The 18,593-nt window shown below is 73.2% G+C and carries 15 protein-coding genes; 8 read left to right on the forward strand and 7 right to left on the reverse strand.

Translation table 11 applies throughout. The features are described from left to right. Positions 1-129: 129 nt before the first annotated feature. Both QC283_RS17190 and QC283_RS17195 read left to right on the forward strand, forming a co-directional pair. Entirely contained in the window at positions 130-1,707 is a 1,578-nt protein-coding gene (locus QC283_RS17190) for a phytoene desaturase family protein (protein ID WP_279562408.1), read from the forward strand. 81 nt (positions 1,708-1,788) lie between these two features. Beyond that, complete coding sequence (locus QC283_RS17195) at positions 1,789-1,980, forward strand: DUF2795 domain-containing protein (protein WP_279562409.1); 192 nt, start codon at positions 1,789-1,791, stop codon at positions 1,978-1,980. 52 nt (positions 1,981-2,032) lie between these two features. On the opposite strand, the gene QC283_RS17200 is transcribed toward QC283_RS17195, so the two are convergent. Further along, positions 2,033-3,808, reverse strand: a complete 1,776-nt coding sequence (locus QC283_RS17200; protein WP_279562410.1) for a serine hydrolase — start codon at positions 3,806-3,808, stop codon at positions 2,033-2,035. Positions 3,809-4,078: 270 nt separating this feature from the next. Here QC283_RS17200 and QC283_RS17205 point away from each other — a divergent pair, with 270 nt between their 5' ends. The 4 genes from QC283_RS17205 to QC283_RS17220 all read left to right on the forward strand — a co-directional run bounded on the left by QC283_RS17205 (position 4,079) and on the right by QC283_RS17220 (position 6,804). Further along, complete coding sequence (locus QC283_RS17205; RefSeq protein WP_279562411.1) at positions 4,079-4,321, forward strand: DUF397 domain-containing protein; 243 nt, start codon at positions 4,079-4,081, stop codon at positions 4,319-4,321. A gap of 161 nt (positions 4,322-4,482) precedes the next feature. Further along, positions 4,483-5,388, forward strand: coding sequence for a universal stress protein (locus QC283_RS17210; protein WP_279562412.1), 906 nt, complete (start codon positions 4,483-4,485; stop codon positions 5,386-5,388). 257 nt (positions 5,389-5,645) lie between these two features. Next, positions 5,646-6,248 carry a CGNR zinc finger domain-containing protein gene (locus tag QC283_RS17215; RefSeq protein ID WP_279562413.1) on the forward strand — a complete coding sequence of 201 codons (603 nt, stop codon included), beginning with the start codon at positions 5,646-5,648 and terminating at the stop codon, positions 6,246-6,248. A gap of 58 nt (positions 6,249-6,306) precedes the next feature. Then, on the forward strand, positions 6,307-6,804 hold the full coding sequence (locus QC283_RS17220) for a hypothetical protein (protein WP_279562414.1): 498 nt from the start codon (positions 6,307-6,309) through the stop codon (positions 6,802-6,804). An 8-nt stretch (positions 6,805-6,812) separates the two neighbouring features. Here QC283_RS17220 and QC283_RS17225 read toward each other — a convergent pair whose 3' ends face one another. Beyond that, the gene (locus QC283_RS17225; RefSeq protein ID WP_443032626.1) at positions 6,813-8,837 is read right to left on the reverse strand and encodes an N-acetylmuramoyl-L-alanine amidase; all 2,025 of its coding nucleotides are present in this window, start codon (positions 8,835-8,837) and stop codon (positions 6,813-6,815) included. A 172-nt stretch (positions 8,838-9,009) separates the two neighbouring features. Then, complete coding sequence (locus tag QC283_RS17230; protein ID WP_279562415.1) at positions 9,010-10,152, reverse strand: aminoglycoside phosphotransferase family protein; 1,143 nt, start codon at positions 10,150-10,152, stop codon at positions 9,010-9,012. A gap of 288 nt (positions 10,153-10,440) precedes the next feature. Here QC283_RS17230 and QC283_RS17235 point away from each other — a divergent pair, with 288 nt between their 5' ends. Continuing rightward, entirely contained in the window at positions 10,441-11,949 is a 1,509-nt protein-coding gene (locus QC283_RS17235; RefSeq protein ID WP_279562416.1) for a DNA-binding protein NsdB, read from the forward strand. Positions 11,950-11,964: 15 nt separating this feature from the next. Here the strand turns inward: QC283_RS17235 and QC283_RS17240 are convergent, their stop codons facing one another. The 4 genes from QC283_RS17240 to QC283_RS17255 form a co-directional block, all read right to left on the reverse strand. Then, positions 11,965-13,287 carry a PP2C family protein-serine/threonine phosphatase gene (locus QC283_RS17240; RefSeq protein ID WP_279562417.1) on the reverse strand — a complete coding sequence of 441 codons (1,323 nt, stop codon included), beginning with the start codon at positions 13,285-13,287 and terminating at the stop codon, positions 11,965-11,967. A 272-nt stretch (positions 13,288-13,559) separates the two neighbouring features. Then, on the reverse strand, positions 13,560-14,579 hold the full coding sequence (locus tag QC283_RS17245; RefSeq protein WP_279562418.1) for a Gfo/Idh/MocA family protein: 1,020 nt from the start codon (positions 14,577-14,579) through the stop codon (positions 13,560-13,562). A gap of 118 nt (positions 14,580-14,697) precedes the next feature. Next, on the reverse strand, positions 14,698-15,792 hold the full coding sequence (locus tag QC283_RS17250) for a baeRF3 domain-containing protein (RefSeq protein WP_279562419.1): 1,095 nt from the start codon (positions 15,790-15,792) through the stop codon (positions 14,698-14,700). Between the two features lie 110 nt (positions 15,793-15,902). Then, the gene (locus QC283_RS17255) at positions 15,903-17,507 is read right to left on the reverse strand and encodes an alpha/beta hydrolase (protein WP_279562420.1); all 1,605 of its coding nucleotides are present in this window, start codon (positions 17,505-17,507) and stop codon (positions 15,903-15,905) included. 257 nt (positions 17,508-17,764) lie between these two features. Between QC283_RS17255 and QC283_RS17260 the strand changes: the two genes are divergently transcribed. Continuing rightward, entirely contained in the window at positions 17,765-18,541 is a 777-nt protein-coding gene (locus tag QC283_RS17260; protein ID WP_279562421.1) for a chaplin, read from the forward strand. The last annotated feature ends 52 nt before the right edge of the window (positions 18,542-18,593 follow it).

Here is an 18,593-nt window from a genome sequence, read left to right on the forward strand (position 1 = left end):
GGCCGTCCGGACGCCGCCACACGCCTGCCGCCGGCCGGCCCGTGGGCACCGCGCCCGGCCCGGTCACCGTCGGCCACCTGCCCCACCGCACCCCTGGCAGCCCGCTCCCACCCCGTGTTACCAAGGGCCATGACCCCGCCCACCGCGCCCCCGACATCCCGCACCTACGACGCCGTCGTCGTCGGCGGTGGCCACAACGGCCTGGTCGCCGCCGCCTACCTGGCCCGGGCCGGCCGCTCCGTACTGGTGCTGGAACGGCTGGACCACACCGGGGGCGCGGCCGTCTCCACGCGGCCGTTCGCCGGGGTCGACGCCCGGCTGTCGCGGTACTCGTACCTGGTCAGCCTGTTGCCGAAGAAGATCGTGCGGGACCTGGACCTTGACTTCCGGGTGCGCGGGCGCGGCGTCTCCTCGTACACGCCGGTCGAACGGGACGGCCGGCCCACCGGGCTCCTCGTCGGCGGGGGCGAGCGTCGGACACGGGAGTCCTTCGCCCGGCTCACCGGGTCGGACCGGGAGTACACGGCCTGGCAGCGGTTCTACGCCATGACCGGCCGGGTCGCCCAGCGGGTCTTCCCGACCCTCACCGAGCCGCTGCCCACCCGGGACGAGCTGCGCCGCAGGGTCGACGACGAGGCGGCCTGGCGAGCCCTGTTCGAGGAGCCGATCGGGGTCGCGATCGAGGAGCACTTCGCCGACGACCTGGTCCGGGGAGTGGCCCTCACCGACGCTCTGATCGGCACCTTCGCCGACGCCCACGAGCCGTCCCTGAGCCAGAACCGCTGCTTCCTGTACCACGTGATCGGCGGCGGCACCGGTGCCTGGGACGTGCCGGTCGGCGGCATGGGCGCCCTCACCGACGCCCTGGCCGACGCGGCACGCGCCGCGGGCGCGGTGCTCGCCACCGGCCACGAGGCGGTGCGGATCGACACGGACGGGCGAGCGGCCGAGGTCACCTACCGTTCGGCCGACGGCGAGGGCGTGGCGGCCGCACGCCACGTCCTGGTGAACGCCTCACCGCGGGAACTGGCGGCGCTCACGGGGCAGGCAACGCCGCCGCCCGCCGAGGGTGCCCAGCTCAAGGTCAACATGCTGCTGACGCGGCTGCCGGAACTGCGCGACCCCGCGGCCGACCCGCGCGAGGCCTTCGCCGGCACCTTCCACATCGCCGAGGGCTACGAGCAACTGGCCACCGCCTACGCCCGGTCCGCGGCCGGCGAACCGCCCGCCGTCCCGCCCTCCGAGATCTACTGCCACTCCCTGACCGACCCCACGATCCTGGGTCCGGACCCGGCCGCGAAGGGCATGCACACGCTCACCCTGTTCGGCCTGCACACACCCGCCCGCCTCTTCGCCCGGGACAACGACGCCGTACGCGAGGAACTGCTGAGGTCGACCCTCGCCCAGCTCGACGCCCACCTGGCCGAGCCCCTCGCGGACTGCCTGGCGACCGACGCCGACGGGCGGCCCTGCGTCGAGGCCAGGTCGCCGCTCGACCTGGAGCGCGACCTGCGCCTGCCGGGCGGCAACATCTTCCACCGCGATCTCAGCTGGCCCCACGCCCAGGAGGGCACCGGCCACTGGGGCGTGGAGACCGGTCAGGCCAACGTACTGCTGTGCGGCGCGGGCGCGGTGCGCGGGGGAGGGGTCAGCGGGGTGCCGGGCCACAACGCGGCGATGGCGGTGCTGGAGCGGACGCCGAACTGACGGCGCATGCGTCGGACGGGGCTGGGTACCGCGACATAGCGGACATTCCGCATCTGTCACCCGCACGACAAGGAGCCTGCCATGGCGGACCTCAGCCCCATCGACCTGCAGAAGGCCCTCAGCGGCATGGACTACCCGGCGGACAAGAAGTCGCTCGTCGACTGCGCCCGCAAGAACAAGGCCGACGGCAAGGTGGTGAGCCGCCTCGACGGCCTGAAGGAGAACAACTTCGACGGACCGAACGAGGTCCAGAAGGCCGTCTTCAACGACTAGCGGACACGGACGGCGGACGCGGACGGCGGAAGGCGAACGGCCGCCTACTGGATCAGTCGGCCGACGCCGTCCACCCCACCGCCTCGATCCGCGCCGCGTCCGCGGGGCGCGCGTCGTGGAACAGGACGTCGCCCGCCGCCTCGGCGCGCAATCCGTCGACATACGCCCCGCGCCCCACGTACAGCCGGTCGGTCGTGTACCGCCAGCGCAGCGTGAGTCCCCGGGCGGCCGGGAGACCGGCCGTCAGCCGGTGCCACGCGCGGCCCGACCAGCCGGTGGCCGACCCGGCCGCATGCTCCAGCGGTGCCTCGCCTCGGCGCGTGGTGGTGAACGGGACGGGCTCCCACGTGGTGCCGTCGTCGGTCGTGCTCTCCAGAACGAGGGCGTCCGACCCGGGTTCGGTGTCCCACCACAGTGCGCAGCGCAGCCGCGCCCCGCCGGTGGACGTGTCCAGCACGGGCAGCGTGAGCGTCGCCGTCGTGGAACCCGCCGTCCCGGAGAACCACGCCGTACGCCCGTGCGCGGGACGTACCGGCACGGCCCGCGCCAGGTGGGTGCCGGCCGCGACTCTGGGAGCCGACCCCGAGCGCCAACCGCGCACCGGGTGAACCGAGTTGCCCAGCACCACCAGGAACGAGTCGGTCGTCGGGTCGAGCACCAGCGAGGTGCCCGTGAAGCCGGTGTGCCCGGCCGTGCGCGGGGTCGCCATGGCACCCATGTACCAGTGCTGGTACAGCTCGAAGCCGAGGCCGTGCTCGTCCCCCGGGAAGTCGGTGTTGAAGTCGGTGAACATCAGCTCCACCGACTCCGGCCGCAGGATGCGCGCCCGGCCGTAGGAGCCGCCGTTGAGCAGCGCACGGCCGAGTACCGCCAGGTCCCAGGCGCAGGAGAACACCCCCGCGTGACCCGCCACACCGCCGAGACTGAACGCGTTCTCGTCGTGCACCTCGCCCCACACCAGCCCCCGGTCGAGACCGGACCAGGGCAGGCGGGCGTCCTCGGTGGCCGCGATCCGCGGTCTCCAGGAGGCGGGCGGGTTGTAGCGGGTGCGGTCGAGACCGAGCGGACGGGTGATCTGCTCGCGCAGCAGGACGTCCAGGGTCCGGCCCGTGATCTCCTCCAGCACCAGCTGGAGCGAGATCATGTTCAGATCCGAGTACAGGTACGCCGTGCCGGGCGGACTGACGGGTGCCTCGTCGTAGACGAGCCGCACCCTTTCCTCGTACGTGGGCGCGCTGTACAGCGGGATCCACGCCCGGAAGCCGGAGGTGTGCGTCAGCAGCTGCCGGACCGTCATGTCCTGCTTGCCCGCGCGCCCGAAGCCCGGCAGGTACGAGGCGACCGGCGCGTCCAGCTCCAGCGCGCCCCGCTCCAGCTGCTGCACCGCGAGGATCGAGGTGAACAGCTTGGAGATCGACGCCAGGTCGAACACCGTGTCCTCGGCCATCGGGATCTGCTCCCCGGCCGGGAACTCGACACCGGTGTCGGTCTGCTCGTCGTAGGCCCGGTAGCGCACCGCCATGCCGATCGGCTCGTGCAGGGCCACCGTGCCGCCCCGACCGGCGAGGAGCACGGCGCCCGCGTACCACGGGTGCTCGGGAGACGGGCCGAGGAACGTTTCGGCGTCGGTGACGAGCTGACGCAGATGGCCCGGGAGCAGCCCGGCGCGCTCGGCGGAGCCGCGCCGCAGAGTGGGGCGGCGGCCCTTGTCGCCGACCGCCTCGGCCGGCCCGGCCGCGAACGGCGCGATGGCCAGGGCGCCGCCCAGGGCCAGGGCGCCTGCGCCCAGTTGGCGCCGCGTGAATCCGCTCGTCGCCTGTCCGGCCATCGAAGAGCCTCCCGCCACCGAAGCTGAAAGTATCTTTCCCGGATCGCCGTGCGGAGTGAAACTTTCCTGTCAGTGACGGGGTCGTGTCAATGGGGCGTGCGATGCGGAGCCCCTCCCCGCCCGCCGAGGCCGCCCGGTCGGCGCTGCCGCGTGCGACGGAGGGGAACCACGGCGCCGATCCTCCGAAAGGCACCCGTCACGTGGCCTGTCGGCGGCCGGACCCGATCGCTAGGCTGACCCGCGGACGACGAAATCGGGAGGAGCACGGACGTGGCCGAGAGCACCACCCAACAGCGCCCGCTCATGGGCTGGGACAAGCCGGAGCTGGATCTCAGCGACGCGCAGTGGCAGTCGAGCAGCCGGGGCCTGGGGGATGTCCAGATCGCCTTTGTCGAGGGGTTCATCGCCATGCGGAACAGCGGCAGCCCGCAAAGCCCGTCCCTGATCTTCACCCCCGCGGAATGGGGCGCGTTCGTCTCCGGAGCGCGGGAAGGGGAGTTCGACCTCACGTGAGAGGCCTGCCGGGGAGGTGAGCCGGGCGGATCCGTCCGGCCGATCCGGGGGTGTTGCACCCCATTTTCCGGACACGCGACCGTGAGCGCCCTTTCGGGCCGACGCCTGAGCGAGGCTGACGCCATGAAGGTGAACGGTCGTACTCCGGAGGTGAGGAACCCATGAGCACCACCCTGCCGGTCATCGCGGCGGTCGACGGTTCGGACGACAGCCTGCGCGCCCTCGACTGGGCTCTCGACACCGCCCACCGGCGCGAGGCACGTCTGCGGGTGGTGCATGTGCGCCAGTACGCCGCCTGGGCGCAGACCGACGTCCTGGTGGCGGGCCCGCCGGACACGGGCGAGGACCCGGTGCTCGACCAGGCCCGCGAGCACCTCCAGGGACGGGCCTTCGCGGTGGCGACGGAGTACGTCGGCATGGAGGGCGTACCGAGTGCGGCCCTGCCGGAACTGGGCGCCGACGCCCAGTTGCTGGTGCTCGGCTCCCGGGGCCGCGGCGGCTTCGCCAGCCTGCTGCTCGGCTCCAACGGCCTGGCCGCCGCCCGCGACGCCGAGTGCCCCGTCGTCGTGGTGCCCCGCCCCGGACGCGAGGTCCACGGCGAGGCGCCCGCCGCCCAGGGGCCCCGGGTGGTCGTCGGCCTGCACGTGGACAGCCCCGACGACGCCACGCTGTCCTTCGCCTTCGCCGAGGCCGCACTGCGCGGCGCCCGCCTCCAGGTGGTCGCCGCCTACCCGTGGCCGGTGCAGACCTGGGCCGCCGCAGGCCAGATCATGCCCCCGGTGATCGACGAGGTCTCCATCGAGAGCGAGACCCGGGTCCTGGCCGACGGCTTCCTCGCCCCGTACCGGGAACGCCACCCCGACGTCCGGGCCGAACCGTACGTCGTGCCCGGCGACGCCGCCGGACACCTCGTCGCCGCCTCCCGCGACGCCGAGCTGGTCGTCGTAGGCCGCCACCGCCGACGCCTGCTGGCCCCGGCGCGCATGATGGGTTCGGTCACCCACGCCGTCCTGCTGCACGCGGTCTCCCCGGTCGCGGTGGTGCCGCCGGCTGTGCCGGAGGGGTGAGGGCGCGTACGGCCCACGACTCCGCCCAAGGGCCACGGTCCCGGGGGACCGGGCGCGGAACGACGAGGCACCGGGGGAAGGGGAGGGACCGCCGCGGGCCCACGCCCCGCGCCCGAGGTGTGACGGGCTCGTCGGGAGGGCAGGGGCGGGTGGCCGGTCCCTGGCGAGGACACGGGTCGCCGTCGCCCCGCGCGCGGCGCCCCGAGGCTTCCACACCCCCCTGCCTCCGGCGGAACCCGGTGCCTATCATCGGCCCCATGCAGGACTCGCCCGCCAGTGACACCCGGATCGCCCTCGACCTCGCGCTGACCGTCCGGCACGACGGGCACGGCGGTGTCGCCGACGACCTCGGCGACGTCGCCGGGCTCACCACCTGGGTCCGGGCCCACCCCGGCACCGTGCCGGACGCCGAGGCCTTCACCGCCGACGAGCCCGTCCTGGCCGGCGTCCGCGAGGTACGCGCCGCCGCCCGCGCGCTCTTCGCCCGCACCGTGCGCCCCGGCGAGCCGAGCCCCGCCGACGCCGCCCGCCTGCCGTCCGTCCCCGAGGCCCTGCGGCGTCTGAACACGGCCGCCGCCCGTACACCCACCGTCCCCGTCCTGGACTGGTCCGACGGCGCCGCACCCGTCGTGCGTACGGAGCCCGCGCACAGCGGCCGGCCCGACCTCGCCGCGGCCCTCGCACAGGCCGTGATCGGCTTCCTCGCGGGGCCCGACCGGCAGCGGCTGCGGGCCTGCCACGCACCGCGCTGTGTGCGCTACTTCCTCAAGGAGCACCCCCGCCAGGAGTGGTGCAAGCCGTCCTGCGGCAACCGGGCCCGGGTGGCCCGCCACCACGAACGCCAAAAGCGGACCGGGTAGCCCGCCCGGACACCCGCCCGCACGCCGTTCGCGGGCTCCGGCCACGTACCATGGCGGCATGTCGTTCCTCCGCCGCCGCAGCGCCACGCCCGCCGGGCCCGACTTCGACGTACTGGCCATGGACCCCGGCGACTGGCCCGGGAACCTGGGCGCCGGCCTGCTGCCCGCGCCCGACGGCAGCTGCCAGGGCGTCTTCCTGCGCTACGACCTCTTCGGCGGCCGCGGCCCCGCGATGATCATCGGCAACCTGCCGACCGGCTCCCCGGCCCGCGAGGTCCCCGAGGGGGAGATCCCCTTCGAGGTCGCCCAGCTGCTGCTGGCGCTGGAGAACGACGAGGAGATCACGGTCGCCGGCGCCGAGGACGTGCCGGTGATGCAGGGCGACAACCTGCTCATCGTGCGCCGCCTCAAGCTCTCCGAGAGCCGGATCTCCTGCGTGCAGTTCGACCGCAGCGACGGCGTCCTGGTGACCATCGCCGCCTGGGACCGCCCCATCACCGACGACCTGTACGCCCTGCTGAAGCCGCTCCCGGCGGAGCTTTTCCAGCAGGGCTGACCCGGCCGCTACCTCTCGGTCGTGAGCGTGACGTCGGCGGCGCGCACGTACCCGACCCGGTGGCCGTACTGGATCTCGTAGTACATGTCCTCGCCGGTCACCACCCGGTGGGAGGCCGCGTCGAAGGTGACCGCGTAGTAGTACTCGCCGGGCACCTTCTCACCGACCACGTACTTCTGCCCCTTCGGCAGCCGGTACGGCAGCGGTGACACGGCCTGCGCGGGCACGTCCGCCGGGTAGGCGGCCTTCTCCGGGTAGGCGCGTCCGTACACCGGGACGCTCTCCAGGCCCTCCCTCGGAGTGATCACCCGGCCCGAGGCGGGCACCGCCGCCGGGTTCTTCCTCGGGTTGTGGAACCAGGCCTTCTGACCCAGGTACCAGATGGCCGTCCAGTCGCCCCAGCGGTCGGCCACCGCGTACTGCTGGCCCGTGGAGACCCGGGAGGACAGGTCGTTCACCCCGGTCGTCGGAGTGGTGCCCAGACCGACGTCCTTGATCAGGGGCGCGTTCACGTCGTGGTCGGAGTACAGCCGCACCTCGCTGGAACCGTGCGCCGCGCAGGGCACGCCCTTCGTCTCGCAGCCGGTGTACTCGGGACGGTTGGTGGCGTAGTCGGGGCGGATCGTCACCAGGGTGGACTTCTTGCCGGCGGTCGGAGTGAAGGGGCGGCCCAGGAGCCGGAAGTAGTGCCCCCAGTCCCAGTACGGGCCCGGGTCGGTGTGCATGCCCGGGATCGTCGCGGTGGTCGTGCCGGGGACGTTGCCGTGGCCCAGGATGTGCTGCCGGTCCAGCGGGATGTCGTACTTCTTGGCCAGGTACTTCACCAGCCGCGCCGACGAGCGGTACATCGCCTCCGTGTACCAGGCGTCCGGATCCGCCAGGAAACCCTCGTGCTCCAGGCCGATCGACTTCGCGTTGACGTACCAGTTGCCCGCGTGCCACGCCACGTCCTTCGCCTTCACATGCTGGGCGATGTGGCCGTCGGTGGAGCGCAGGGTGTAGTTCCACGACACGTAGGTCGGGTCCTGGACCATGTTGAGCACCCCGTTCCAGGCGCCCTCCGTGTCGTGCACGACGATGTACCGGACACGCTGGGAGGCCGGCCGGTTCCCCAGGTCGTGGTTGCCGTAGTCGCCGTCCCCGAACTCCTCGTACGGTGCCGGGATCCACTCGCAGGACACCGTCCTCGGGCACTCGGTACCGGCGGCGGAGGCGGCGCGCAGACCCGCGCCCGCGAGCTGCGAGACGTCCGGAGTCACGTCGGGGCGGGCGGCCAGGACGACCCGCTGCCCGGCGTCCGTGGTCCGCCGCTCGCCCGCGCGGATCACCTCGTAGACGTCGTTCGCGTACGCCGCCGCCGTCGCGGAATCACCCGCGCCCGAGAAGCGGGCCACCGCCCCGTACCAGTCGGCCGGGTCGGCGCTGAGCGGTTCGCCCAGTTCCCGCTGGGCCGCGGCGAGCAGCGCGGCACCGCCGGACACGTTCGCGGCCGGGTCCTCGCGCAGCTCGGCGGGGCTCAGCCCGGTCAGCTCGGCCGCCTTCGGCAGCGTGGTCAGCCGGGCCGGCAGGTCGGTGGGGACCTGGACCGGCGCTGTCGGGTGCAACGGGGCGCGGGCGTCGTCGCCGCGCGGGTCCTCGGCGCCCTCGCTGTGGTGCGAGGCCCCGGCCAGTGCCGTGCGCGCGTCGGTGAGGTGCAGCGGGCCGTAGCCGCCACTCACGCTCGGCGCGCCGCGGTGCGCGTCCCAGCGGGACTGGAGGTAGGAGACGCCGAGCAGGACGCTCTGCGGTACCTGGTACTCGGCCGCCGCGGTGGCGAACGCCCGTTGGAGGCGGTCCGGTCCGGGCGGGGCGCCGGAGGGCCGGGCGGCGGACGGCGCCGCGCCGAGCAACGGCAGCAGCAGTGCCGCGGTGGCCAGGGCGGGCACGACGGGGGAACCTCGCAAAACGGCCTCCTGTGACGGTCGGGCGTGGCGGGGCGTGCGGGGCCGGGCGTGGGTCAGTGGTACCCGGCGGTCCGACGATCCGTCAATCATGCCGTCCAAACGGAGATTCCCCACGTCAGCCGGGGGACGGGCGGGTTTCGTGGCGGCGGCTCACGGGCCTGCGCGGCGTCAGTGGCGTACACCAGTGGCCACCGCGAGATCAGGACGCACAAAATCCGCGGTGCGCCCTCGAAGGGCACACCGCGGACCGTCGTCCTTCGTGTCAGCGCGTGCCGACCGCCGCGCGCACCGCCCGCCGGGCCATCTGGCAGTCGTCGTGCAGCCGGCGCAGCAGCAGCCGCTGTTCCTCGCCGGACGGCGCGGCACCCGGGTGGGCCGACGCCGGCGGTGCCGGGACCGTCTCGTGCATCGAACGCTGCACGGCCGTCTCGTACGTACGGATCTCCCGGGTCAGCACCAGCATCAGGTTCACCAGGAACGCGTCGCGTGCGGCGGTCCCCGCCGACTGGGCGATCTGGCTGATCTGGCGGCGGGCCGCCGGGGCGTCACCGAGGACCGCCCACAGGGTCGCGAGGTCGTAACCGGGGAGATACCAGCCCGCGTGCTCCCAGTCCACCAGCACTGGACCGGCCGGTGACATGAGGACGTTGGACAGCAGTGCGTCACCGTGGCAGAACTGGCCCATGCCCTGGCGTCCGCCCGCGTGCGCGATGCCGTGCAGCAGCTTCTGCAGGTCGCCCAGGTCCCGGTCGGTGAGCAGCCCCAGCTCGTGATAGCGGGAGATCCGGGCCGCGTAGTCCAGCGGGGCGTCGAAGGTGCCGGCCGGCGGCCGCCAGGCGTTGAGCCGGCAGATCGCGCCGAGCACCGCTCTGATGTCCGCCCGCGGCGGGGCTTCCAGCGGGTGCCGCTGCAGCGCCGCCACCCGCCCCGGCATCCGCTCGATCACCAGCGTGCAGTTGTCCGGATCCGCTGCGATCAGCCTCGGTACCCGCACTGGGGGGCGGTGCCGGACGAACGAGCGGTATGCCCCTATCTCGTGCCTGATCCGCTCCGCCCACGCGGGGGAGTGGTCCAGTAAGCACTTGGCGACCGCCGTACTGCGCCCGGTCGTACCGACCAGGAGCACGGACCGCCCGTTGCGGCGCAGTACCTGCACCGGGGCGAACTCCGGGCAGATCCGGTGCACGGAGGCGATCGCCGCGCGCAGTTGGGCGCCATGAGGGCCGGACAGGTCGATTCTCCCGCTGAGCGGCTGCGTGCCGGGACCCGCGCCGTGCCGCGCCCTGCCCGCCCCGAGCACCGGGGCCGCCGGACGAGCGGGGGCGAGATAGGGGCCGCCGCCCGCCGCCGGGCGGGGGTGCAGCGAACGCTGCGGGGCGGACACGGAGGACGATGCTGCGTACATGGGCGAGACAGATCCCTTCGTGTGCCTGCTGTACCTGTCTGAAGCGGTGCCCGACCGTCGTGTACGGAAGGGAACGCCATCTGAGAGCCGTCGCGCCGCCCGCCCGGCCGCCCGGGGGCCACCCTGGGGAGTAACCCCGCGGCGACCGGGTCGGGGTGGCGCATTCCTACCTGACACCGGGCCGCCCGTGGCACACCATCTGGCGCACCCTGGCGAACGGTGGCGAATAGTCGCCCGGCAACCCGCACGGGGCTACATTCAACTCAGCCGAGAACCTGGGGGCTTGACGTGAGCGGCGAACCCAACACCCGTCTGACGGACCTGTTCGGCCTGGCCGGCTGGTCCAAGGGCGAGCTCGCGAGGCTGGTCAACCGGCAGGCGGCGGCCATGGGCCACCCCCAGCTGGCGACCGACACCTCGCGGGTGCGGCGGTGGATCGACATGGGAGAGATCCCGCGTGATCCGGTGCCGCGGGTGCTGGCGGTTCTGTTCACCGAGCGTCTCGGCCGTGTCGTGACCATCGAGGACCTCGGTCTGGTCCGGCACGGGCGTGCGGGGAAACGGTCACGCGGCGGGAGCGAGGAGCATCCCGACGGAGTGCCGTGGGCGCCCGAGCGGACTGCGGCGGTCCTCACCGAATTCACGGGAATGGACCTCATGCTCAACCGACGCGGCTTGGTGGGCGCGGGCGCCGCGCTCGCCGCGGGATCAGCACTCAGCAACGCCATGCACGACTGGCTGCACACCGACCCGGCACTGGTTGCCGACGCTCCCGACCTCCACCATCCCCTGCACGCCGACCCCGCCGGGTTCGACCGCTACGAGGCCGCCCCCATCGGGTCGCAGGAAGTGGAGGAACTGGAGCGCTCGGTCGAGGTGTTCCGCGCCTGGGACGCCGCCCGTGGCGGCGGGCTCCAGCGCAAGGCCGTGGTGGGCCAGCTCAACGAGGTGGGAGGCATGCTCGCCTACCACCACCCACCCCATCTGCAGCGACGCCTGTGGGGCGTCGCAGCCAACCTCGCCGTCCTCGCGGGCTGGATGTCGCACGACGTCGGCCTGGAACCCACGGCCCAGAAGTACTTCGTCATCGCCGCCCACGCCGCGCGCGAGGGCGGCGACCGGCCCCGGGCCGGCGAGGCGCTCTCCCGGGCGGCCCGTCAGATGGTCCATCTGGGCCGGGCCGACGACGCGCTCGACCTGATGAAGCTCGCCGAGTCCGGTTCCGGCGAGGAGGTGCTGCCGCGCACCAAGGCCATGCTCTACACCATCGAGGCCTGGGCCCAGGCCTCCATGGGCAAGGGCCAGGCGATGCGCCGCACCCTGGGGCGGGCCGAGGACCTCTTCGTCTCCGACAAGGCGGACGTGCCGCCGCCGGACTGGATGCAGACGTTCAAGGAGGAGGATCTGTACGGCATGCAGGCCCTGGCCTACCGGACGCTCGCCGAGTTCGAGCCCGGGGCCGCCGCACACGCGCAGCACTACGCGGAGAAGGCCCTGGCCCTGCGTATCGACGGCCGGCAGCGATCGAAGATCTTCGACTATCTGTCCATGGCCTCCGCCTGCTTCATCGCCGACGACCCCGAACAGGCGGACAGGTACGCGCGCCTCGCCCTGGTGTCGATGGGGTCCAACTCCTCCCAGCGGACCTGGGACCGGCTGCGTCAGATGTACCGGCTCACCGCCCAGTACGCCGACTATCCGAGGATCCAGGAACTGCGCGAGGAGATCGAACTGGCGCTGCCGAAGAACAGGCCGTCCAAGGGGAAGGGGAGGGGCGGCGACACCGCTCCCGCGTAGCGTGCGACGCGTCGACTAGGACGTCACCCGGGCCATCAGCACGCAGGAGTCCTCCTGGCCCAGGTACTCGCCGCACTTTTCCGTCACGACGCGTACGCCGTCCTGTGCCGAGTCCACCTCGGTCAGGCGGGGGGCCAGGCAGAGGAGTCGCCGCACGTCCGCGGGCGCGAGTCCGCCGGTGTACAGGAGCAGCAGGTCGCCGGCTCGGAGGGTCGCCCCGGCCTGTCCGGCCAGCTCGCGCCCCGTCCCCTCGCGGAACAGCAGCGGGACGGGGTGTCCGACGGGTGCCCACGCCAGCGTGCGGGTGTGGGGCCGGTAACCGCAGTACAGGGCGGAGCGCACGGGGGGCAGGGCGGCGTCCTCGAGTAACCGGTCGACGCGGTCCGGGAGTTGCGCGGGGCGCGTGCCCGCCGTCGCCAGGCCGCGCAGGGCGCCGATCAGCACCGTCGGGCCCTGTGCTCCCTCGGCGCTCGGACCGGCGAGGTCGCCGACGCTGAGCAGGGTCTCGTCGTCGGCGAGGGGGCACGCGTCGTACCAGGCGCCGCACCCGGGCGCGTGGGTCCTCGACGGCAGGTACCCGGCGGCCAGGTCCAGGCCCGGCCGCCCCTGGTGCGGGAACCGCAGGAGGCCGTGCCAGGGCGGCGGCACGGCTTCCCGCGGTTCGACCGCGGCCCGTTGCCCGGCGTCCGCGGGCAGCGGGCGGCGTCGGAGCGAGTCACGGGTCTCGCTCACCGCCCGCTGACTGCGGCGCAGTTCGCTGACGTCCCGCAGTACCGCCCACATCGAGGCGGTACTGCCGTCGGCGTCGAGCACGGGCTCGCCCATCATGTGCACGGTGCGTACGGTGTCGTCGGGGCGTACGACGCGGAACTCGCCGTCGATGGGCCGGCCGTCGACGAGGCAGTCCGTGACCATCGCGGTCAGCGTGGGCCGGTCCTCGGCCAGGACCAGGGACGGGAGTTCGTCGAGGCTGAGCGGGGCGGCGGTGTCGTCGAGGCCGAGGATGTGGAAGAGCTCGCCGGACCACTCCGCCTCGTCCGTCAGCAGGTTCCACTCCGCGCTGCCGACCCGGCTGAGCAGCGAACCGGGCCGTGGCGCGGGCGCCGGTCCGTCCCGCAGCTGCGCCAGGTGCTCGTCGATGTCGCTGAGTTGGTGCAGCGCCAGGTCGTACAGGGCGCGCTGCCAGCGTCCGCGGGGGTCCGTTCCGTCGTCCTGGCTGCCTCGCCGTACCGCGTCCACGTCGCCCCGCAGCCGCCGCGCCTGCGATATCAGGGACTCGACCGAGCCGTGTCCCGGCGGCTGGGCGGCCGGGAGGTCCGCGAAGAGATGGGACGACATGACGCACTCCGATGTGCAGACGGTACGACCAGGGCGGAACCGAGGCTGGCGGAAGGACCGCTACGACTGTTGCACAGCCCGCGACGCCCCGTAAGGGATTTGGCGACACACGATACGGTGGTGCTTCTGGCATATGCCATAGTCTTCCCGGAGTGACTTCGAACCCCGGATGGCGTACGCGAAACCACGGGCAAGTCGTAGAATCCGTACGGGACTTGACGGGCGACGAGGCCTGTCGGCGTCGTCGCCCTGGTGTTCGGTGAACCCCTGTTCTAAGACGGGTCGTGCAGTGCGGGGCGGGGTGCCAGTTCGACGGGTGTGCGCGCTCCCGTCTCCAGGGCCCGTACGCCGGCCTCGGCGACGGCGGAGGCGGCGTACCCGTCCCAGGTGCCCGGGCCGGTGACGCGGCCCCGCCGGGTGGCGTCGACCCAGGCCCGCACCTCGCGGTCGTAGGCGTCCGCGAACCGTACGAGGTAGTCCTGCGGCACCTCCTCGCGGGCACCGCCCCCCGCCGTCACCACCATGGTGCGCGCGTCACCGATCCGGGCGCTGCCCGCCTCGCAGACGGCCTCGCAGCGCACCTCGTAGCCGAAGCCGCAGTTGACGAAGATCTCCACGTCGACCAGTGCGCCGCCTTCGGCCTCGAAGAGCACGAGCTGCGGATCGAGCAGCCCCTCGGGCGCCCCCGCGGACGGGCGCGGGCGGAGCACCGTCACCGCGGTCAGCTCCTGCCCGAGCAGCCAGCGAGCCGCGTCGATCTCGTGCGAGACGGAGCTGGTGACCAGCATCGACGAGGTGAAGTGCGACGGGGAGGACACGTTGCGGTGGACGCAGTGCAGCATCAGGGGCCGGCCCAGCCGCCCGCCGTCCAGCAGCGACTTGAGCTGCCGGTACTCGGCGTCGTACCTCCGCATGAACCCGATCTGCGCCAGCCTCCGGCCCAGCCGCGCCTCCGCCTCCACCACACGCAGCGCGCCCGCGGAGTCCGGCACCATCGGCTTCTCGCACAGCACCGGCAGCCCCCGCGCGAAGGCGGCCAGCAACGCCTCCTCGTGCACCTCGCCCGGCGAGGCGATCAGTACCGCCTCGACGCCCGGCGCGTCGAGCGCGGCCTCGACGTCCGTGTGCACGACGACGCCGTCGATTCCGCCCACGGCGGCCTTCGCCCGCTCGGCGTCGGGATCCGCCACCGCGGCGACCCTGGCGCCGCTCACCACCGCGTCGAGGCGTCGTACGTGATCGGCGCCCATGTGCCCCGCGCCCAGGACCGCCACACCCAGAAGATCGCTCACGCTCCGCCGGCTCCTTCCCCGTTCGCCGCACGACCCGCCGAGGAGCGGGTATGTGTACGGCGAACAGGGTTTCATGGTCGTCAAGAGGGGCGGAGTCGCCGGACCGGCCAGGCGGGCGTCAGTACCGCAGCACCCCCGCGATACCGTCCGCCTCCCCGAGCGCGCCGTCCGGCACGAAGCGGACGTCGGCGCCGGTCTGAAGGCACTGCTCGACGATCTCGTCCACGATGTCCTCGCGGGCGTCGAGGTCGCCGCCGTCCGCCGGGACCAGATGCTCGCCGTCGTCGCGCACGGTCACCCGGAAGTTCTCCTCCACGGCGAGCAGCCGTACGCGGCCGGTGCGGGCGCTCTCCCACAACTCGTCGACGCCGGCCGCGAAGTCCTTGCGCCCGCGGGCCGCCTCCAACTCCCTGACCACGGCCTCGACCCAGCCGCGTGCCTCATCGTCGAGCACCGGCCGCACCGCCTGCCACACGGCCTCCGCCGTACCGTGCGCGAGGCCGCCGTGCGGGACGGGTACCGCGTCCCGCACGGTGCTCCCGGCCTCCTCCAGCAGGGACAGCGCGGCCTGCGGGCCGGTGACGTACAGCGGCCGGGGATGCGCGCGCAGGACCCTGCCCATCGCGGCGTCTGCCTCGCGCAGGAACCGGCGGGTGCCCTCGTCCCGGAAGGCGCTCGGCGCGTCACCGATCCGTTCCTGGCGTTCGGGGTCGAAGTTCTCCGGCGGCCGGTCGAGGGGGAAGCCACCGGTGCGGTCCTCGACGACCCGCCCCGCGCCGCCGCTCCACAGCGTGACGCGGTCGGCGGCGACCGACAGCACCCAGAACGGCCGCTCGGCGGCCTGCGCGGCGACGAGGTTGCGGGTCAGGAAGGTGTCCGACAGGACCACGCGCTCGGGAACGGAACGGGCGAGCGTCCAGACCTGGTGCTCGCCGGGGGCGGCGAAGAGGGCCAGGCCGTCCTCGGCGTACGTCAGATCGACCTCGGCGAGGGCCCGGTCGAGTTCCCGGGACACCTCCATACGCCGTTCGCGGGTGACCGCCGGATCGTCCTCCAGTTGCTTCTTGGCCTCGGCGACCACGTTGCGCAGCCGGACGGGGTCCTGGGCGTTGTCCGGTTCGCGGCGGTGCGTCGGCGTCAGTACGGACACGGCCGGGTACGGGCGGGGGCGCCGTAGTTCGGCGAGGGTGTCGGGACTCAGATCGTGCTCCATGTCAGCACGATAGGACCGATGGACGTATCGGGCATTCGGAGCAAATCGCCTTGCCGGTTCGACCGGCCGGTCCTGTCGTCCGGATCAGCCGTCCGGATCAGCCGTCCGGATCAGTCGTCGTCCTGGGAGGTCCGGGAGGCCTCGGGGCCGCAGGAGCTGCCGTCGGGCGGCAGGGTGCCGTAGAGCAGGAAGTCGTCGATCTTGCGGTGCACGCACTCGGAGGACGCGTAACCGGTGTGCCCTTCGCCCTTGTTGTCCAGAACCACGGCCGGGGGGCCGAGTCGCTCGGCCGTCTCCACGGTCCAGCGGTACGGGGTGGCCGGGTCGCCCCGGGTGCCGACCAGCAGCATCTTCGCGGTGTCGAGGTCCTTCACGTCGTCCCGGACGAAGTCGGTCCCCTTGGGCCGGCCGTAGCACATGAGCACCTGGGTGAGCCGGTACCGGCCGAAGACCGGCGAGGCCTCCTCGTACCGTGCGCGCAGCCGGCCCAGGGACGCCGCGACCCGGTCGGCGCCGGGCCGGTCGGGGTCGTCGGCGCAGTTGATCGCCATCAGGGCGGCCGGCAGGTTGTCCATGGGGACGTCCTCCTGGTCGGTGAGGCCGCCGCCGGCGTCCGCGGCACCCCGCGCGCGGACCGGGAAGGTGACGCCGCCGGACACGAAGCCCTCCAGGCCGCGGGTGTCACCGTCCTCGAGCAGCTGGGCGAGCGCCCGCTCCAGCGTGGGCCACAGCTCCTGGCTGTACAGCGCCTGACCGATCGCGCCCACCATGTCCTGTCCCGAGAAGGGCTCGCCGAAGCCCGTCGGAACCGGGTCGGAGTCGAGCGAGGCGACGAGCTGGACGACCTGCCGGCGGGCGGCCCTGGCGTCCTGCCCGAACGGGCAGGCGATGTCCTCCACACACCAGTCGAGGAAGTTCTCCAGCGCGGTCTGCTGCCCCCGCGCGCCCGCCAGCCCCTGCTCGGTCAGCGGTTCCGTCAGCGTGTCCACCCCGTCCAGCACCATCCGGCCGACCTTGTCGGGGAACTGGGCGGCGTAGACCGCGCCCAGCCGGGTTCCGTAGGAGAAACCGAGGTAGTTGAGCCGGTCGTCGCCGAGCGCTTGGCGCATCACGTCCATGTCACGGGCGGCGTTGACCGTGCCTATGTGGGGCAGCACGGGGCCGGAGTGCTTCGCGCACTCGGCGGCCGCGTCCCGCAGGCGCCTGAGCACGTCCTTCGGGTCGGTGAGCTTCTTGTCCCCGTCCGTGGCCTCCATGATGTCCAGCGTGGCGGGGCCGCAGGTGACCGGCGAGGACCGGCCGACGCCGCGGGGGTCGAAGGTCACCACGTCGTAGCCGTTGGTCAGATGCATGAAGTCCTTGCCGCCGGAGGAGAGTTCGTTCACCCCGGAGCCGCCCGGCCCGCCGAAGTTCAGCAGCACCGAGCCACGCGAGTCACCGGTCGCCCGGTACCGGGCGAGGGCCACGTCGAGCGTTCCCGCCTTGGGCCGGTCGTAGTCGAGGGGGACGGTGACCTTCCCGCACTGCAGGTCCTTCGGCACGTCCATGCCCTCGCACGCCGACCATGTGATCCTCTGGTCGTAGAACCGGGACAGGCCGGGCCCGGGACCGTCCGCGGTCGCGGCGGGCAGTCCCGCGCCCAGCATGGCCAGCCCGAGCGCGCCGGTGACCGCGCAGCGCCGGACCGAGGGCCGAGTCGACAGCTTGGCCAGCATCGATGCCTCCCGGACGCCCCGTCGCGGACCGGTGGTCGGCGCCCTCGATCACCATAAGCGGGCCCCGCGGACCTCGCCTCCGGACCGTCTCGCCAAGGGAACGGAGCGCTACGGAGGGCAGGGTGCTTTGCCGCTTGTTCGACAAAATGGCCACTCGATGGAGTGAAAGGCCTATAAGCCATAACTCGGATGGTGCGTCCGCGTTTTAACCGGTGCGGGCGAGCGCCCGTGACCATGTCTGGAAGGCAGGGAACCTCATGAGAAGGGTTACCCGAAACGGTGTGCTCGCCGTCGCCGCCTCTGGCGCGCTGGCCGTGACGATGCCGGCGTACGCGTTCGCGTCCGGCGGCGCAGCCGCGGACGGCACCGCGGCCGGCTCGCCCGGGCTGATCTCCGGCAACACCGTCCAGCTCCCGGTGGACGTGCCGGTCAACGTGTGCGGGAACACGGTGAACGTGGCGGGGCTCCTCAACCCGGCCGCGGGCAACAGCTGCGCCAACACCGGGGGGAGCGGTACGGCACACAAGGGGGCGGGTGCTTCCGCCGGCACCGGAGCGTCCGGTACGGGCACGTCGGGCACCGGCACGTCCGGCACCGGCATGTCCGGCGGCGCGGTCGCCGAGGGCGGCGCCGAGGATTCGCCGGGCGTGCTCTCCGGCAACGGGGTGCGGCTGCCGGTCCATCTCCCGGTGAACGTCAGCGGCAACACCGTCAACGTCGTGGGCATCGGCAACCCGGCCGTCGGCAACGAGTCGGTGAACACCTCCGGCGAGGACCCCGGGCCCGCGCAGCCTCCTGTGAGGCCGGAGCCGGAGCCGGATCCGAAGCCTGATTCGGAGCCTGAGCCGTCCGTGCCCGAGAAGGAGCGCGCCCAGGCGGAGCCGGTGCCGCACGGCCTCTCACCGCAGGCGTCGGCGTCCCTCGCCCACACCGGTGCGGACCAGACCCTGTCCGCTCTGGCCGGCGGCGCCGCACTCGTGCTGGGCGGAGTCGTCCTCCACCGGCGGTTCCGGCAGCCGGGGGCCGGGGTCTGACCGAGCGTGGACGGCCGTCCCGAGGCGCCGGACAGCACGCCGCCGGGACGTT

The organism is Streptomyces sp. DH41, from assembly GCF_029813785.1.
Lineage (GTDB): Bacteria > Actinomycetota > Actinomycetes > Streptomycetales > Streptomycetaceae > Streptomyces.

Bases quoted from the DNA above. Each gene is read 5' to 3' on its own strand.
- QC283_RS17190 (WP_279562408.1), top strand. From the start codon at position 130: ATGACCCCGCCCACCGCGCCCCCGACATCCCGCACCTACGACGCCGTC.
- QC283_RS17195 (WP_279562409.1), top strand. From the start codon at position 1,789: ATGGCGGACCTCAGCCCCATCGACCTGCAGAAGGCCCTCAGCGGCATG.
- QC283_RS17200 (WP_279562410.1), bottom strand. From the start codon at position 3,808: ATGGCCGGACAGGCGACGAGCGGATTCACGCGGCGCCAACTGGGCGCA.
- QC283_RS17210 (WP_279562412.1), top strand. From the start codon at position 4,483: ATGAGCACCACCCTGCCGGTCATCGCGGCGGTCGACGGTTCGGACGAC.
- QC283_RS17215 (WP_279562413.1), top strand. From the start codon at position 5,646: ATGCAGGACTCGCCCGCCAGTGACACCCGGATCGCCCTCGACCTCGCG.
- QC283_RS17220 (WP_279562414.1), top strand. From the start codon at position 6,307: ATGTCGTTCCTCCGCCGCCGCAGCGCCACGCCCGCCGGGCCCGACTTC.
- QC283_RS17225 (WP_443032626.1), bottom strand. From the start codon at position 8,837: ATGATTGACGGATCGTCGGACCGCCGGGTACCACTGACCCACGCCCGG.
- QC283_RS17230 (WP_279562415.1), bottom strand. From the start codon at position 10,152: ATGTACGCAGCATCGTCCTCCGTGTCCGCCCCGCAGCGTTCGCTGCAC.
- QC283_RS17240 (WP_279562417.1), bottom strand. From the start codon at position 13,287: ATGTCGTCCCATCTCTTCGCGGACCTCCCGGCCGCCCAGCCGCCGGGA.
- QC283_RS17250 (WP_279562419.1), bottom strand. From the start codon at position 15,792: ATGGAGCACGATCTGAGTCCCGACACCCTCGCCGAACTACGGCGCCCC.
- QC283_RS17255 (WP_279562420.1), bottom strand. From the start codon at position 17,507: ATGCTGGCCAAGCTGTCGACTCGGCCCTCGGTCCGGCGCTGCGCGGTC.
- QC283_RS17260 (WP_279562421.1), top strand. From the start codon at position 17,765: ATGAGAAGGGTTACCCGAAACGGTGTGCTCGCCGTCGCCGCCTCTGGC.